Below are 16,194 nucleotides of genomic sequence, written 5' to 3'. Positions count from 1 at the left end.
ACCGCAGTGTGATGGCCGCGACATCGACGGCTCCTCGCGCCTTCCCGAGGGCCCGGGGTGGCGCGGCGAGGCGCGGTCGTCTCCCAACTGGCGCTGCCCCGTGGCCATCGGTGGGGCAGCCGATGCGGAGGTGCGATGCGTCAGCCGAGCCCGGACACCCTTCCACGCCCGCGTGACCTGTCCGACCGCAGCGATCCGGCGGTGCTCTACGTCCGCTCCTACCTGCTCATCCGGACGGCGGTCGGGCTGATCGGCATCCTGCTGCCCCTCGTCCTGATCGCCGGGGAGAGCTGGGTCCGGGGCGACGGGCTGCACGTCGGCAGCTCGCTGAGCTCCTACTACCACACGTCGATGCAGGACGTGTTCGTCGGGGCTCTGTGCATCATCGCCGTCCTGCTGGCGACCTATCTCGCGGGACGACCGTGGACGTGGGACTTCTGGCTGAGCCTGCTCGCGGGGCTGGCCCTGCTCGGCGTGGTGTTCTTCCCGATCGGGCAGCCGGGCTCCCCTGCGGGAGCGCCCAGGTGCGGCAGCACGCCGGCCCCGTCGGGCTGCTCGCCGATGGAGCAGTTGCTCGGGGAGGTCCGGACGGAACACGTGCACCTGATCGCTGCGGGCGGGTGCTTCCTGCTGCTGGCTGCTCTCTCGTTCCTCTTCGCCCGCCGGGAGCGGATCCACGGCGGCAGCCTCACGGCGACGTGCCTCCACGGCCTGTGTGGCGGGGTGGTCCTGCTGGGCATCGCCGCGGCAGCGCTCGGGAACCACCTGGAGCTCGACCTCGGGCCGCTTCCGCTGCTGTTCGCGTCGGAGACCGTCGCCACCTGGGCCTTCGGGGCGTCCTGGCTGCTCGCCGGCCGGGACCTGTGGCTGCGGCTCCTCCGGCCGCGGCGCGGCGCCCACGGCGCCCACCGATCCGCTCCGCGCAGGAGTGTGGTGCAGCCTCTGCAGCTCGTGGACGACCGTCCGGTGGTCGTGGAGCCGGGTCCTGGTTCCCCTCCAGTCGCGCAGTGGGCTGCCGCCTCGCCTCCCCACGGCCTCCGTCCGGACCCGTCCCCCACCGAGCACCACCCCTGGACCGATCGGTGGTCCCACGGCGGCTCTCACGTCGCCGTCCCACGCCCGGTCTCCGACCCGGGCGCGGGATCCGCGGCGGGAGCGACCCACGGCGCCGGCCTCCCGCGGCCGCGGGGCGGTTCGGGGCATCACCACGACCTCCGGGGGGCCGGGAGCACGGACCGCCTGATCGAGGGCTACGGCGTCCAGCCGGTCGCAGCAGCCTCGCCGTCCGAGCAGTCCGAGCGCGAGGCGCCGGCCGAGCGACGGGACGTGGCCGAGGTCGCGCGGCTCGCGAGGCTGCTGGCCGCGTCCTGCCCCCACGGGGACCGCATCCTGCCCAGGCTCGAACGCTGGGTCGACGTCGTCGGGCTCGGCGCGGACCCGGCGTCATCCAGGCCGTGGGACGACGTGCCGGGGCAACCGATGTGGTACGTCGGCCAGTACATGTGGTCGTGGAGTTTCTCCACGCCGTGGGATGGGGCCGGTCGGACCATCTCGGCCAACCTGACGACGTTCATCGACGCGGATGGTGTGCCGGTTGCTCCGGCACGACCGGGTGCCGAGTTCCGAGGCTCGTACCGACCACTGGCCGAGGCGCTGCGCAAACGGATGGAGGAGCGCTCCGCCCGCACGTCCGTCACCGCTCTGCCGGGTCTCCGGGAGCCTGCGCGGGAGCGGCACGCGGCGACGAGTTCCGCCCTGGTGGCGACCGAGCCCGGCGCCTCCGACCCCCACATCTCTGCTCACGTGGAACAGGTGCTCGGCCTCCGCCTCGACGTGCTGCGGCTCACCGCCGAACTCGACCAGACCCGTGAAGCGCTGCAGCGACTGCTGTACCTGTACGACGAGCCCCTCGGCAACGGAGAAGACCGCGCGTGAGCCTCTTCTCGCGGTGACCCGCGTGGCTGGACGAGTTCGGGTGACGGGCAGGTGGATCGTCAGCGAGCAGGAGAGGGCCGCTACTGAGGGCCCGCGTCAGGGGGTCGGTGTCCGGGCAGGTGGACCCATGCCTCGATCTCGACCAGCGCGCCGAGTGGCAACTGGTGGACGGCGACCGCCGACCGCGCCGGTGGCGCGCCGGCGAAGACCTTCGCGTACTCCTCGTTCATGACCGCGTAGTGGTCCATGGTGACGAGGAAGACGTTGGTCTTGACCACGTCGGCCAGTCCGGCGCCGTGTGACTCCACGACCCGGCGCAGGTTGGCCAGTGCCTGTGCCGTCTGGGCACGAGGCCCCTCGACGAGGACACCGTCCTCGAGTCCCACCTGGCCTGAGATCGCCAGCCAGCCGCCGGCGGCGACGCCGGGCCGTAAGGGAGGGGGAGTGCTGCTCATGTCCACCACCATCTGCCGTCGGGGGGCCGGCTGGTGCCGGGAACCCACAGCGAGCCGGTCACGGGCGTTGCGCGCTCACGGGTGCCCCAGGGGGTACTCGCCCTCGACGTTGCCCGGCGGGTCGTAGTGGCAGACCAGGTAGTCGTTCTCGTCGTCGCTGGCCACGCCGCACCCGATCGCGGTCGAGTCGTACCAGACCATCTGGGTGTAGTGGCCGACGTCCTCCCAGTTCCCGGTGTTGGAGACGTCGGGGAACGTCTGTCCCGGGACGAAGAACGTCTCCTCCGCGGTCCAGAAGGTGACCTTCTGGGCGTCGGAGAAGACGTCCCGGGTGCCCATCCAGAGGTTCTCCCCGTGACCGGAGCCCCCGGGACCGCTGTGCTCCAGGCCGTGGATCTCCGCCAGGTGGTCCGCCCACTGCTGTGCGCTGGCCTCCAGGGTGGACGACCACTCCAGTGGCGCCGTTCCCACCTCGGCCCGTGCGGCGTTGTGCGCGTCGAGGATCTGGGCCGGGTCCACCAGCGTCGGGACGGCCGCGGTCGCCGTCGTCGCCACACACACGGGAACGGCCAACCCTGCGATCAGGCCCAGTGCCCCGAGGGTGCGAGTGCGTCCGGAGTGCATCATCTCGTCCTCCGCTTCGTGTGGAACGGCGCGACCCGGGCGGTGCGCCCGCCCGTTCGACTCCTCCTCGTCCTCGGAGGAGAGCGCGCCAGGGAGATGGGGGAGGCCGTCCCGGCAGCGTTCCCGGTGCGCTGCGGTTCGCCTCGGCCGGCGGTTCGCCGGCGTGCACCCCGCACCGGTGGACGGAACCGTCGGCCCGGCGGGATCCCCGCGACGGCGGGGGACTGCTCCGTCGGGCTCTGCACCGTCTGCGATGCGGGGTCGTTCCGCGGGGCCGGACGCTAGCGCGGACGGTCGTGCGGCAACACCGCCTCCGGACGCGGGACGGCGACGCTCCGGCGGGTCCTCGCCCTCAGGCGCCGGGGACCTCGTAGGCGGTCAGCGACGCGGCGCCCGGCGCGAGGTCGGCCCACGGCACGTCGAGGTCGAGGACGGCCACGCCGCCGGCGCGGAAGCCCGCCTCGAGGCCGCGGCGCGCCGGCGGGCTGCCGTTCCCGTCGTCCAGGAGGGCGGCGAGCCCCTGGATGGACGGGTTGTGGCCGACCAGGGCGAGGGTCGCGACGTCGTCCGGGGTCTCGCGGACGGCGGCCAGCAGCGCGGCGACGGAGTTGCCGTAGATGCGCAGGTCCACCACGGGCGACGGCGCGGCCGCGCCGGCCTGCTCCCAGGTCTGCGCCGCCCGGCGTGCGGGGGAGACCAGCACCCGGTCGGGGACCAGGCCGGTCCGCCGGAGCCAGGCGCCGATGGCCGCCGCCGCCCGGGAACCGTGCTCGGTGAGCGGGCGGTCGGCGTCCACGGCGGCGTGCGCGGCCTCGGCATGGCGGACGAGCACGAGTCGGTGCTGCACCGGCCGAGTCTGGCACTCCCGGCCGGCCCGGTCAGGCCGCGGACCGGGACCGGTGGCGCGGGCGCCGTACGACGAGGTGGTCGATCCCGAAGCGGCCCGAGCCGGTCACCGCGAGGACGAGGCTGAGCAGCCCGATCGCGATGACCAGCTCGGGGCCGTTGTGGTCCATCGCGTACAGGCCGCTGGTGTGCACGAACAGCCAGGCCCCGGCCATGTTCAGCGCCATCACCACGCCGACGACCGGCACCGCGGCGCCGACGATCATCGCGATCCCGCCGACCAGCTCGAAGAGCACGTTGGCCGGGCCGGTGACCGTGCCGAGCGGGACGCCGCTCTGGGCGAAGAGCTGCCCGACCCCGGCGAGGCTGCCGCCGAAGTCGTACTCGACCTTCGCGTGGCCGACCATCAGCACGCCCAGGCCGATCCGGGCGACGAGCAGGACGAGGTCGCGGGTGGTCCGGGTCACGGCGGTGTCCCGGACGAGCGGGGTGCGGTCGGTGGTGGTCATCGGGGAGTCCTCCCGGGTGCCGCCCGGGCGGGGTTGCCCGGGCCTCACCAGGACGACGAACGAGCGGCCCCCGGATCGACATCGCCGGGAGCCGCTCCCCGGCCGCGTACGTACCGTGGGGAGGGTGAGCGTCGCACCGGCCCCGACCGTCGTCCTGCACGACCGCTTCGCCCGTGAGCTGCCGGAGCTGGCGGTCCCGTGGCGCGCGGAGGAGGCGCCGTCCCCACGGCTGCTCGTCCTGAACGACCGGCTGGCCGCCGAGCTCGGGCTCGACCCGGCCGCGCTGCGCAGCGAGGACGGCGTCGGCCTGCTGGTGGGCACCTCCCTCCCCGCCGACGCCCACCCGGTCGCCCAGGCCTACGCCGGCCACCAGTTCGGCTGGTACTCCCCGCGGCTCGGCGACGGCCGCGCCCTGCTGCTCGGCGAGCTGACCGACGCCGACGGCCGGCTGCGCGAGCTGCACCTCAAGGGCTCGGGGCGCACGCCGTTCTCCCGCGGCGGCGACGGGCTGGCCGCGCTCGGGCCGATGCTGCGCGAGTACGTCGTGAGCGAGGGGATGCACGCCCTCGGCGTCCCGACGACCCGCTCGCTCGCCGTCGTGGCCACCGGCCGCCCGGTGCGCCGGGAGACCCTGCTGCCGGGCGCGGTCCTGGCCCGCGTCGCGAGCAGCCACCTGCGCGTCGGCAGCTTCCAGTACGCCCGCGCCACCGACGACGTCGACCTCCTGCGCCGCCTCGCCGATGCCGCGATCGCCCGGCACCACCCCGCCGCGGCGGAGGCCGAGCAGCCCCACCTCGCACTGTTCGAGGCGGTCGTCGCAGCGCAGGCGTCGCTGGTGGCCCGGTGGATGCTCGTCGGCTTCGTGCACGGGGTCATGAACACCGACAACGTGACGATCTCCGGCGAGACCATCGACTACGGGCCGTGCGCCTTCCTCGACGTCTTCGACCCGGCCACGGTGTTCAGCTCGATCGACGAGAGCGGCCGCTACGCCTACGGCAACCAGCCGGTGGTCGCCGAGTGGAACCTGGCCCGGTTCGCCGAGGCGCTGCTGCCGCTGCTGCACGAGGACCAGGACCAGGCGGTCGCCCTCGCCGTCGAGTCGCTCGGCGGGTTCCGCCGGCAGTACGGCGCCGTGTGGTCGGCGGGCATGCGGGCCAAGCTCGGCCTGCCCGAGGGGCTGGACGACGCGGTCGCCGCCGCCCTCGTCGACGAGCTGCTCACCCTGCTCCGGGACAACTCCGTCGACTACACGTCGTTCTTCCGCGCCCTCGGCGCCGCCGCCCGCGACGACGCCGAGCCCGCGCGCCGCCTCGTCCTCGACCTCGCCGCGTTCGACGCCTGGGTGCAGCGGTGGCGGGCCCTCGGGCCGGACGCCGACCTCATGGACCGGACCAACCCCGTCTACACCCCCCGCAACCACCTGGTCGAGGAGGCGCTGACCGCGGCGCACGACGACGACCTGGGCCCGCTGGAGCGGCTGCTGGAGGTGCTGGCCCGCCCGTTCGACGAGCGTCCCGGCCTGGAGCGTTACGCGGCGCCCGCTCCGGGGAACGCCGGCCGCTACGTGACCTTCTGCGGCACCTGAGCCCGGGCCCCTCGGAGGACGGTCAGTGGCTGCCGACGGCCACCTGGCCGCGGCCGGCGCGCTTGGCCCGGTAGAGGGCGGTGTCCGCCGCAGCGTAGAGCTCCTTCAGGTCCCCGGTCGCGTGCGCCACGTGGGCCACCCCGACGCTGATCGACAGGGGCAGCTCCGTGCCGTCGGCGAGGGCGATCGACCCGGCGTGCACGGCGGCCAGCAACTGGTCGCCGCGCCGCGCGGCTGCCTCCGCGGTGCAGCCCGGCAGCAGCACGGCGAGCTCGTCGCCGCCGAGCCGGGAGAGGACGGCGTCGCCGGAGCGCACCTGCCGGCGCAGCACCCCGGCGAGGTGGACCAGCACGTCGTCTCCGACCAGGTGCCCGTAGGTGTCGTTGATCGTCTTGAACGCGTCGACGTCGATGAGGACCAGGCCGGTGCCGTGGCTCGTGCGCGAGGCCAGCGCCGTCTCCACGGCGCTCTCGAACGATCGCCGGTTGGCCAGCCCGGTCAGGGAGTCGACCGTCGCCTGCTCCCGCAGCGCGGCCACGAGCCGGTCCTGCGTCCGCCCGGCGCGGGCCAGCACCAGCCCCATGACGACGAGGACGGCGCCGAAGAACACGCCGTCGGTGACCGCCTGGTGCGCGGGCACCAGCAGGAGCAGCGTGGTCAGGTCCGCCGTCACCGCCGCGGTGACCACCAGCACGACCGCCCCCGCGCGCAGGTGCGCGGCGGCCCAGAGGACCGGGAAGGCGTAGAACGCCTGCGCGGCGGCGGAGGCGTCCTCGGTCACGAGGTTCAGCAGGCACTGCAGGACGACGCCGCCGAGCCCGACGAGGACGCCGGCGCCGCGGCGGTCCAGTCCCTCGGCCGGACCCAGGGCGCAGACCGCGGCCGCGACGACCAGCACCGCCACCCCGACCCACGACGAGGCCAGCACCAGCGGCCCGCCGGTGGAGTCCTCGAAGGTGGTGAAGCCGGCCAGGGTCCCCGCGGCCACCAGCAGGATGACGGCGGCGCTGCGCAGCGACGCCCGTGGGTTGCGGGCGCGCAGCGACGACGGCAGCTTCACGCAACAGCCATCGGGTGCCGCGCGGCGAGGTTGAGCGGCCGTCACCCGTCCGGGGGTGCCGTCCGCCGGGGGCGCTCGCAGGCCCGGCCCACCGCGGCTGTGGCGCGCGTCACGATACCGGAACGCGGCCTTTCCGATACGTCGGGTCCCGACGCGCTGACCGGCGAGATCCACGCGTAGGGACTTTGGTCAGGACTTGGTCCTAGGACCCTTCCTCGGGCGTGTCGCTCGACCGTCTCATGGTCGCGCGCTCCAACAGGGGGGCGCCCGATCCGCGGGGGAACCGTGCTCGCCCAGTCCCACCAGTTCGACCGTGCCACCTTGGACCCCCCGCGAGTGCTCGTCGTCGACGACCACCGCACCTTCGCCGAACTGCTCTGCGGTGCCCTCGAGGTCGCCGGGATGGAGGTCCTGGGGACGGCGCACTCCGCCGCGGAGGCCATCGCCGTGGCCCGCGACACCCAGCCGGACATCGTGGTCATGGACATCGAGATGCCGCGGCAGGACGGGCTGTCGGCGACCCGCCGGGTGCGCGAGGTCGCCCCGGGCGCCGTCGTCGCCGTGGTCACCGCGCACCGCGACCCGGACTGGGTGGTGCGTGCGACCCAGGCCGGTGCGTCGGCGTTCATCCCCAAGGACGGCTCCCTGGCCGAGATGATCGACGTGCTGTCCCGGGTGCGGCCCGGCCAGATGCTCGTCGCCCCCTCCACGTTCACCGTGTCGTCGGCGGCCGGGAGCCGGCCGGTCCCGGTGAACGAGGAACGCCCGCGCCTGACCCGCCGCGAGCAGGAGGTGCTGGACTGCCTGGGCCGGGGGATGCAGGTCAAGGCGATCGCCCGGGTCCTCGGGATCACCCTGGAGACCTGCCGCGGCTACGTGAAGTCGCTGCACGTCAAGCTCGGCGTCCGCTCGCAGCTGGAGGCCGTGGTGAAGGCCCAGCAGCTCGGGCTGCTGGGCCCCAGCCAGGACTGACCGCCTGCCGGCTCAGGCGATCAGGCGGCCGATCACCTCGGTCCACGCGCGCCGCACGGCCGGCGGCTCGTCGGCCACGACGGCCCGGAGGTGGGCCACCGAGGGGTGGCCGTCCCGGACGACGACCTCGAAGGAGAGCCGGTACACCAGGGTCCGGATCCGCTCGACGCCGAGCCCGAGGTCGAGGAGCGGCTGCAGGACCCAGTCCGGGTGCGGTGCGGGGGAGTCCACGCCATCCCCTTCCCGAGAGCGCCCCGCCGTGGATGCAGGGGACCGGCACCGACCGCGGCCGCCCGCCCCGGGCCCGGCCGCGGACGCACTACGGTCCGGGAGGGTGACCCCACCCCGCACCCGCCCACCCGGGACGGCCGACGAACGGACCCAGCTGGTCGGCTGGCTGGACCTGCAGCGGGCGCTGGTGCACCACAAGTGCGAGGGGCTCTCCGAGGACGACGCCCGCCGCGCCCTGCTGCCCACCTCGCCGGCGATGACCGTCGCGGGGCTGGTGTCCCACCTGCGCTGGGTCGAGCACTGCTGGTTCGAGGTGCTCTTCCTCGACCGGCCCACCGACGGGAACCCGCAGTTCGGCGACGTCCCCGACGCCGACTTCCAGGTCGGTGACACCCCGCTGCGGGTGCTGCTCGACGAGTACGAGCGCCAGTGCGCCGTCTCCGACGACGTCGTCGGGGAGTGGTCGCTGGACGCCCTCGGGCGCAACGCCGAGCACTCCGCCGACGGCCTGACCCTGCGCTGGGTGCTCCTCCACGTCATCGAGGAGGTGGCCCGCCACGTCGGCCACCTCGACCTGCTCCGGGAGCAGCTGGACGGCACGAGGAGCTACTACTGAGACAGCCACCGGTGGTGGCCGCCCCGGGGTCCGCACTCGGTGCGCCGGAACGCGCGGGCGTACCAGAGCGCCGTGCCCGCGGTGGCCGCCGCCCACGCCACCAGGAGCCAGACCAGCGGGCTCACGACCACTCCTGGTCCGCGGCGGGGAGCCGGAGGGGGAGCGGCCGCTGCGCGGCGAGCGCGGCCCGCAGCCGCTCGGCCGTCCGGCGGCGCACCTCGGCCCGCTCCCGCAGCAGGGCGGCCAGCGCCGGGTCGGCCGACCGCCCCGCCCGGCGCTCCAGCACCGCCGCCGTCTCCACGTACACGGCCGCCTGCCGCAGCTGCTCGATGACCCCGCGGCCGGCGTCCGGCGTCCGGGCCGGCCGGGAGCCTCCCGGCGGGACGGAGGGGACGCGGTCGGCGCACCCCGCGGAGACGGTGGTGCGAGCGTGCCCCGACCCGCACCGCGGCAGCTGGTCCCCGTCGTCCGTGGAGCGTCGCGTCGTCACAGTCGCCTCCCCCTCGCTGGCCACCCGGCCGGTCGAGGAGGAAGACGTCGCCGACGCCCGGGGATGACGCGGGGGTCAGGAGGGGCCGCGCCGGGCCATGTCGTAGCTGGCCAGCACCTCGAGCAGGAAGGCCGACGCCGAGCGGGCCACCGCCTGCACCTCGTCGGCCGGGCTGTCCCGCAGCACCTCGATGAGGACCTCGTGGTGCACCTGCACCACCTCGAGCAGGCCGCGTCCGGCGGCCAGCGTGCGGCGCCCCAGCTGGTAGCCGGCGGTGAGCGAGGTCTCCTCGTGCCGCGACAGGTACCGCAGGAAGGCCGCGCGGTAGTCGCGCAGCAGGTCGCCGTGCGCGCTCATGCACGCGAGACCGGCGGCGCCGCCAGCTGCCGGTCGAGCTCGGCCAGACCCTCCTCCAGGTCCAGCGCGGTGGTCACCGACCCGGTGTCCATGCCGAGCTCCACCATGGTGAAGGCGACGTCGGGCTGGATGCCGACGACGACGGTCACCGCTCCACGTAGCCGGGCCATCGCGGCGATGCCGCGCAGCGTCCGGGTGCCGAAGGAGTCCAGGACGTCGAGGGCGGCGACGTCGATGACGACCCCGCGGGCGCGGTCGGCGCCGATCCGCTCGACCAGGTCCTGCTGGAACCGCAGCAGCTGCGAGTCGTCGAGGGCGGTGTGCACCGAGGCGATCAGGTAGGGGCCCTGTCGCAGGATGGAGAACAGCCGCGGGCCGGTCACGTCCCGTTGCCCCCGTCGTCGCGGGCGACCGAGTAGCCCAGCAGCCGCTCGGCCTCCTCGAGACCGCCCTGCAGGTCGCCGATCGTGTTCATCTTCGACAGGTCGACCCCGATGGTGACCAGCGTCTGGGCGATGTCCGGCGACAGCCCGGTGATGATCACGCTCGCGCCCATGAGCCGCGAGGCGTCGACGGTCCGGACGAGGTGGTTGGCCACGGACTCGTCGACGTCCGGGACGCCGGTGATGTCGACGACCACCACCTTCGCCCGGTGTGTGCGGATCCCGCTGAGCAGCTGCACGGTCAGCTGCCGGGCGCGCTCGCGGTCGAGCATCCCGATGATCGGCAGGATGAGCAGCCGCTCGCGCACCGGCAGCACCGGCGTGGACAGCTCCCGGATGCTGTCCTGCTGCTGACGGATGACCCGCTCGCGCTCCTCGACGAAGCTCACCGCGACGGTGTTGGCGATCCGGTTGGCGGCCGGCTCGTAGGCGTCGAGCACCCGGTTGAGCAGCGCGAAGTCGCGCTGGTACTTCTCGAACAGCGACCGGGCGAGGACGTCGCGCAGCAGCAGCACGATGCCGACGACCTCGTGGGTCTCCACGCCGCGCGGGATGATCCGCTCGGAGAGGTCGCGGGCGTAGTGCTGGAGCGCCTCCACGCTGCCGGTCTCCAGCACCTCGACGTAGTTGTCGTAGACCAGCGTGGTCTCGGCGGCCATCTCCTGGGAGGTCATCGCCTGCAGCAGGTGCGCCTCCTGGATCCGCTGGGCCCACTCCTGGCGCAGCCGCGTGCGGTGCTCGCGCAGGTGCGCGACGAGCTGGGGGAGCAGCACGTCCTGGTCGAGGTGCCGCGCGTCCTCGGTCGGGTCCGCGGTCACGGTCTCGGTCTCGTTCCGGCTCATGCCTCTCCCCGCCACTTCGTCATCGTCACCGTCGTCCCGCGGCCGGTCTCGGAGACCACCGCGAACTCGTCCATCAGCCGCCGGGCGCCGGGCAGTCCCAGCCCGAGCCCCGCGTAGGTGCTGTATCCGTCCTGCAACGCCTGCTCCACGTCGGGGATCCCGGGGCCGACGTCGCGGGCGACGATCGAGATGCCGCAGCGCGGCTCGCTCAGCTCGGCCACGACGACCTCGCCCGAGTCGGCGAAGCGCACGATGTTGCGGGCCACCTCGGAGACCGCGGTGGCGATCAGCGTGATGTCGGTGGGGGAGAAGCCCAGCCGGGTGGCCAGCTCACGGGCGGCCTGGCGGGCGGCGACGATGTCGGCGTCCTTGCGGACGGCGACCCGCACGTCGTCGTCCCGCGGCCGCCCGCGCCCGAGCAGCGGCTCGGCCAGCCGCGCGCAGACCTCGCACTCCAGCAGGTGGCGGGCCGCGTCGACCTCCCGCTGCCGACGCCGGTCGCCGCTGGAGAGCGCGAGCAGCACCGGCCGGCAGCGCTCCGTCGGGGGCTCCACCCGCTCGGACACCAGCAGGTACTCCACCCGGAGCCGGGCGCGGGTCCGGTTCAGCTGCGCCGCGACCGCTCCCGCGGTGGAGCCGAGCTCGGCGGCGAGGGAGCGGGTGTCCTGCCCGGCGACCTCGTGGGCGAGCAGCGTGGCCCGCTCCCGCTCGGACAGCCGGCCCAGCGCCTCGGTGACCGCCGCCCGGTCCTCCTGGGCGAGGACGTCCTCGTCGGGGGCCTCCGGGGGCCGCAGGTCGACGACCCGGTGCTGGTTGCGCCGCTGCCGGTCCTGGTCCCGCCACAGGGAGGCCACCACGTTGCGCGCGGTCACGATCGCGTAGGGCTCGAGCATGCCCGGCTCGATCCGCTCGGCCGCGGCCAGCACCCGGGTCAGCGTCTCCTGCACCAGGTCGTCGGCGGTGGCGGCGTCCGGCACGCGGGAGGCCACGATCCGGCGCACGAGCGGGATCAGGGCAGCGACGTCCGGAGACTCGCCGCCCTCCTCCGGGGCTCCCACCGGCTCGACGGCCGCCATCCGCGGGACGCTACCGCCGTCGGCCGTGCCCCGGCGCGGCGAGCGCGCCCCGTCCTCCTCCCGGGCGTGTTCCGGGGCGGCGCATCCGATCGTGTGAACGTGCCGCCCCGAGGGTGGCCGCGCTCTTGACCACAGGTCACGCAACGTGATGATTTGCGCCGGTCCGTCACCACTGGGGACGCGTGTGACCTCGTCCGTGCGTCCGTGGGACGGGTCCGTCCGTACTGTCGGTAATGATCCACGGGGGAGTCCCATATGGCGTCCAACACCGTCCCACGCACGAGGAGCAGAGCTCTGCGCCGAGCCGGCTCCACGGCCGTCTGCGGAGCGCTCACCGCCGGCCTCGTCGTCATGGGGGTGGCCACGCCCGGCACCGCCGCGGCCGACACCCGGCCCCCCGCGGGCACGCCGGCCACCGTCGCGGCGGACGCGCTGGGCACCGTGCAGGTCGACGGCGTCGTCTGGTCCATGGCGACGGTGGGCAACACCGTGTACGCCACCGGGAGCTTCAAGACCGCCCGTCCGGCCGGCGCGGCCCCGGGGGTCAACACCACGCCGCGGGCCAACCTGCTCGCCTTCGACATCCGCACCGGCGCGCTGATCACGACCTTCAACCACACGCTCAACGGGCAGGGCCGCACCGTCGTCGCCTCGCCCGACGGCTCCCGGATCTACGTCGGCGGCGACTTCACCACCGTGGACGGCGTCGCCCGCGGGCACGTCGCCGCCTTCGAGACCGCCACCGGCAGATTGGTGACCGGCTTCGCCCCGACGATCAACAAGCCGGTGTACTCCCTGCTGGCCACGAAGACGACCGTCTACGCCGGCGGTGACTTCACGACCGCGGGCGGGCAGACCCGCACCCGGCTGGCCTCCTTCAACGCCACCACGGGCGCGCTGACCGCCTGGGCTCCCACCGCGAACTCCACCGTCCGCGCCATGGTCCTCGACCCGACCGGCAGCCGACTGCTCTTCGGCGGTCAGTTCGACCAGGTCAACGGGGTCTCCGCGATCGCGCTGGCCTCGGTCGACGCCACCACCGGCGGCAACACCGACACGTGGGACTACGGGATCACCAACGCCGGTGACAACGGCGGCGTCTTCAGCCTCGAGACCGACGGCGTCCACGCGTACGCGAACGTCTACGGCTTCCAGGTCGGCAACTTCGAGGGCACCGTCGCGCTCGACCCCACCACCCTGGAGCTGGTGTGGATGAACGACTGCCACGGCGACCCGTACGACACCTGGTCCAACGGCACCGTCGTCTACCAGGCCGGGCACACCCACGACTGCGAGACCTCCGGCTACTTCCCGGACTCCGCCGTCAACTCGATCTGGAAGCGCGGCATCGCGATGTCGGTGGAGACCACCGGCATCCTCAAGGCCACCACGCAGGTGCCGCGCTACGGCAGCTGGGAGGGCCGCCCGCACCCGGCGATCCTCGACTGGTTCCCGACCATGAACGCCGGCACCGTGACCGGTCAGGCCCAGGGCCCCTGGACGGTCACCGGTGGTGGTAACTACGTCGTCTACGGCGGCGAGTTCACCACCGTGAACGGCCAGCCGCAGCAGGCCCTGGTGCGGTTCGCCGACCCGTCCGTCGCGCCGAACAAGCGCGGGCCCGAGGTCTCCGCCGCGGGTCTGCGGCCCAACGCCACCTCCACCACGGCCGGCTCGGTCCGGCTGACGTGGAACTCCGCCTGGGACATGGACAACGAGGAGCTCACCTACAAGGTCTACCGGGGCAGCGAGACCACGCCCGTCCACACCGTGACCACCCGGTCGCAGTGGTGGAACACCCCGCCGCTGAGCTACACCGACACCCGGCCCGCGGGCTCCACGGCGTCCTACCGGGTGGCGGTCAGCGACCCGTTCGGCAACACGGTGACCAGCTCGGTGTCCAACACGGTGACCGTGGCCGCGACCACGAGCGCCTACGCCACCCGCGTCCTGGCCGACGGCCCCGCCCAGTACTGGCGGCTCGGCGAGCCCTCGGGCAGCACCGCCTACGACCACGTGGGCCTGACCAACCTGACCGAGGGCGCGGGGATCACCCGCGGCACCGCCGGCGCCGTGCCCGGCGACACCGCCGTCACCGCGAACGGCACCGCGACCGGGATCGCCGCGACCGGGACCACCGTGTCCACCCCGGGCAACGCCTTCTCGGTCGAGGCGTGGGTGCGCACCACCTCGACCGCCGGTGGCGTGATCGCCCAGTACGGCGAGGCCAACCCGCCGAAGGACGACGTCGCCAACACCGACCGGGCCCTGTACGTGGACTCCGGTGGCCGGCTGTCCTTCGGGCTGACCGCCCGCGGGCAGGACCGGGTGACCCGGTACACGACCGTCCGCAGCAGCGCCCCGGTCAACGACGGGAAGTGGCACCACGTGGTCGCCACCGTCGGTGCCGGCGGGACCACCCTGTACGTGGACGGCGAGCAGGTGGCCGCCAACCCGACGCTGACCCGGGCCAACACCCGCGTGGGTCCGGCCTACTGGATGGTCGGTACCGGCATCCTGACCGGCGCTCCGGACGCGCCCTCCAGTGCGTCGCTGAACGGGTCCGTCGACGAGGTCGCGGTCTACCCGGCCACGCTGAGCGCCGAGCAGGTGGCCGCGCACCACGCGGCTGCCGACGCGGCGGCGCCGGCACCCAACGTGGCGCCGACGGCGGCCTTCACCGCGGCGGCGGAGGCTCTCGCGGTCTCGGTCGACGGCTCGGGGTCGGCCGACGCCGACGGGTCGGTGGCCTCCTACGCGTGGGACTTCGGTGACGGGGCCACCGGCACCGGCCGGACGGCGTCGCACACCTACCGGCAGGCCGGCACCTATCCGGTCCGGCTGACGGTCACCGACGACGACGGCGCGACCGCCACCACCAGCCGGCAGGTGACGGTGACCGCGCCGCCGACCGGCGGCGGGGAGGAGCCCCCGGCGGGGGCGATCGCCGCCGACGCGTTCGGGCGGACGGTGTCCGCCGGGCTGGGCACCGCCGACGTGGGCGGGGCGTGGACGGCCTCGGTGGGCGCGTCGCGGTTGTCGGTGACGCCGGGGACGGCGGTGCTGGGCCTGCCGGGGGCGGGCAACAACACCGGCGCCTACCTGGGTGACGTGTCGCTGACCGACGCCGACGTGCGGGCGAAGCTGGCGCTGAGTGCGGCGCCGGTGGGTGGTCCGGTGTCGATGTACGTGGTCGGCCGGCGGGTCGACGCGGCCAACGAGTACGCGGTCAACGTCAAGGTCGCCGCCGGCGGTCAGGTGTCGCTGCTGCTGAGCCGGGTGGCCGGCAACGTCGAGGCGTGGCCGGGCGGTGAGGTCGTCGTCCCGGGGCTGACCTACAGGGCCGGCACGGTGCTCAACGTGCGGGTGCAGGTCTCCGGTACCGGCACGACCACGGTGAAGGCCACGGTCTGGGCCGAGGGCAGCGCCGAGCCGACCACCCCGCAGCTCACGCGCACCGACACCACCACCGGCCTGCAGAAGGCCGGGTCGGTCGGCCTGGCCGCCTACCGGGCCGGCAGCTCCACCGCCGCCACCGCGGTCCGCGTCACCTCGTTCGCCGTCACCCCGGTGGGCGCGGGGAGCCAGCCGCAGAACGCCGCCCCGACGGCGGCCTTCACCGCGGCGGCGGAGGCCCTCGCGGTCTCGGTCGACGGCTCGGGGTCGGCCGACGCCGACGGGTCGGTGGCCTCCTACGCGTGGGACTTCGGTGACGGGGCCACCGGCACCGGCCGGACGGCGTCGCACACCTACGGGCAGGCCGGCACCTATCCGGTCCGGCTGACGGTCACCGACGACCGGGGCGCCACGGCGACCACCACCCGCTCGGTGACGGTCGTCGCCCCGGCCCCGCCGGCGGACCCGGCGATGATCGCCGCCGACGCGTTCGGGCGGACGGTGTCCGCCGGGCTGGGCACGGCCGACGTGGGCGGGGCGTGGACGGCCTCGGCCGGTGCGTCGCGGTTGTCGGTGACGCCGGGGACGGCGGTGCTGGGCCTGCCGGGGGCGGGCAACAACACCGGCGCCTACCTGGGTGACGTGTCGGTGACCGACGCCGACGTGCGGGCGAAGCTGGCGCTGAGTGCGGCGCCGGTGGGTGGTCCGGTGTCGATGTACGTGGTCGGCCGGCGGGTCGACGCGGCCAACGAGT

The 16,194-nt window shown here is 74.4% G+C and carries 17 protein-coding genes; 5 read left to right on the top strand and 12 right to left on the bottom strand.

Going from position 1 to position 16,194, the window contains the following annotated elements:
- The first annotated feature begins 135 nt into the window (after positions 1–135).
- Positions 136–1,935 (top strand): hypothetical protein, encoded by a 1,800-nt coding sequence (locus ACI79D_RS19650; protein ID WP_456920163.1) that lies wholly within the window; start codon positions 136–138, stop codon positions 1,933–1,935.
- A gap of 80 nt (positions 1,936–2,015) precedes the next feature.
- Here ACI79D_RS19650 and ACI79D_RS19645 read toward each other — a convergent pair whose 3' ends face one another.
- The 4 genes from ACI79D_RS19645 to ACI79D_RS19630 form a co-directional block, all read right to left on the bottom strand.
- Positions 2,016–2,390, bottom strand: a complete 375-nt coding sequence (locus tag ACI79D_RS19645) for a RidA family protein (RefSeq protein WP_456920162.1) — start codon at positions 2,388–2,390, stop codon at positions 2,016–2,018.
- Between the two features lie 75 nt (positions 2,391–2,465).
- Complete coding sequence (locus ACI79D_RS19640) at positions 2,466–2,963, bottom strand: CAP domain-containing protein (RefSeq protein ID WP_456920161.1); 498 nt, start codon at positions 2,961–2,963, stop codon at positions 2,466–2,468.
- A gap of 403 nt (positions 2,964–3,366) precedes the next feature.
- Positions 3,367–3,861 (bottom strand): SixA phosphatase family protein, encoded by a 495-nt coding sequence (locus ACI79D_RS19635; RefSeq protein WP_456920160.1) that lies wholly within the window; start codon positions 3,859–3,861, stop codon positions 3,367–3,369.
- Between the two features lie 31 nt (positions 3,862–3,892).
- Complete coding sequence (locus ACI79D_RS19630; RefSeq protein ID WP_456920159.1) at positions 3,893–4,369, bottom strand: DoxX family protein; 477 nt, start codon at positions 4,367–4,369, stop codon at positions 3,893–3,895.
- 124 nt (positions 4,370–4,493) lie between these two features.
- On the opposite strand from ACI79D_RS19630, the gene ACI79D_RS19625 reads away from it, so the two are divergent.
- Positions 4,494–5,957, top strand: a complete 1,464-nt coding sequence (locus tag ACI79D_RS19625; protein ID WP_456920158.1) for a protein adenylyltransferase SelO — start codon at positions 4,494–4,496, stop codon at positions 5,955–5,957.
- A gap of 22 nt (positions 5,958–5,979) precedes the next feature.
- On the opposite strand, the gene ACI79D_RS19620 is transcribed toward ACI79D_RS19625, so the two are convergent.
- Positions 5,980–7,017, bottom strand: coding sequence for a GGDEF domain-containing protein (locus ACI79D_RS19620; RefSeq protein ID WP_456920157.1), 1,038 nt, complete (start codon positions 7,015–7,017; stop codon positions 5,980–5,982).
- Between the two features lie 321 nt (positions 7,018–7,338).
- Between ACI79D_RS19620 and ACI79D_RS19615 the strand changes: the two genes are divergently transcribed.
- The gene (locus tag ACI79D_RS19615) at positions 7,339–7,989 is read left to right on the top strand and encodes a response regulator transcription factor (RefSeq protein WP_456920156.1); all 651 of its coding nucleotides are present in this window, start codon (positions 7,339–7,341) and stop codon (positions 7,987–7,989) included.
- A gap of 12 nt (positions 7,990–8,001) precedes the next feature.
- Here ACI79D_RS19615 and ACI79D_RS19610 read toward each other — a convergent pair whose 3' ends face one another.
- The gene (locus tag ACI79D_RS19610; RefSeq protein WP_456920155.1) at positions 8,002–8,220 is read right to left on the bottom strand and encodes a hypothetical protein; all 219 of its coding nucleotides are present in this window, start codon (positions 8,218–8,220) and stop codon (positions 8,002–8,004) included.
- A 103-nt stretch (positions 8,221–8,323) separates the two neighbouring features.
- Here ACI79D_RS19610 and ACI79D_RS19605 point away from each other — a divergent pair, with 103 nt between their 5' ends.
- Entirely contained in the window at positions 8,324–8,836 is a 513-nt protein-coding gene (locus tag ACI79D_RS19605; protein WP_456920154.1) for a DinB family protein, read from the top strand.
- Here ACI79D_RS19605 and ACI79D_RS19600 read toward each other — a convergent pair.
- The 6 genes from ACI79D_RS19600 to ACI79D_RS19575 all read right to left on the bottom strand — a co-directional run bounded on the left by ACI79D_RS19600 (position 8,830) and on the right by ACI79D_RS19575 (position 12,044).
- Positions 8,830–8,961: a hypothetical protein gene (locus ACI79D_RS19600; protein ID WP_456920153.1), complete on the bottom strand. Its 132-nt coding sequence runs from the start codon at positions 8,959–8,961 to the stop codon at positions 8,830–8,832. The two genes, ACI79D_RS19605 and ACI79D_RS19600, sit on opposite strands and share 7 nt — an antisense overlap.
- Complete coding sequence (locus tag ACI79D_RS19595; protein WP_456920152.1) at positions 8,958–9,326, bottom strand: hypothetical protein; 369 nt, start codon at positions 9,324–9,326, stop codon at positions 8,958–8,960. Before ACI79D_RS19595 ends, ACI79D_RS19600 begins: the two co-directional genes overlap by 4 nt.
- A gap of 75 nt (positions 9,327–9,401) precedes the next feature.
- The gene (locus tag ACI79D_RS19590; protein WP_456920151.1) at positions 9,402–9,683 is read right to left on the bottom strand and encodes a phosphatase RsbU N-terminal domain-containing protein; all 282 of its coding nucleotides are present in this window, start codon (positions 9,681–9,683) and stop codon (positions 9,402–9,404) included.
- Positions 9,680–10,066: an STAS domain-containing protein gene (locus tag ACI79D_RS19585; RefSeq protein ID WP_456920150.1), complete on the bottom strand. Its 387-nt coding sequence runs from the start codon at positions 10,064–10,066 to the stop codon at positions 9,680–9,682. Before ACI79D_RS19585 ends, ACI79D_RS19590 begins: the two co-directional genes overlap by 4 nt.
- Positions 10,063–10,968 carry an STAS domain-containing protein gene (locus tag ACI79D_RS19580; protein ID WP_456920149.1) on the bottom strand — a complete coding sequence of 302 codons (906 nt, stop codon included), beginning with the start codon at positions 10,966–10,968 and terminating at the stop codon, positions 10,063–10,065. Before ACI79D_RS19580 ends, ACI79D_RS19585 begins: the two co-directional genes overlap by 4 nt.
- Positions 10,965–12,044 (bottom strand): sigma-70 family RNA polymerase sigma factor, encoded by a 1,080-nt coding sequence (locus ACI79D_RS19575; RefSeq protein WP_456920148.1) that lies wholly within the window; start codon positions 12,042–12,044, stop codon positions 10,965–10,967. The genes ACI79D_RS19580 and ACI79D_RS19575 overlap by 4 nt, the downstream gene beginning before the upstream one ends.
- A 255-nt stretch (positions 12,045–12,299) precedes the next feature.
- Here ACI79D_RS19575 and ACI79D_RS19570 point away from each other — a divergent pair.
- Positions 12,300–16,194 (top strand): PKD domain-containing protein (locus ACI79D_RS19570; RefSeq protein WP_456920147.1); only part of this gene is annotated, 3,895 nt, incomplete at its 3' end.

This window comes from Geodermatophilus sp. SYSU D00708 (assembly GCF_054050115.1).
This window is presented reverse-complemented; position numbering and strand designations above follow the sequence as displayed.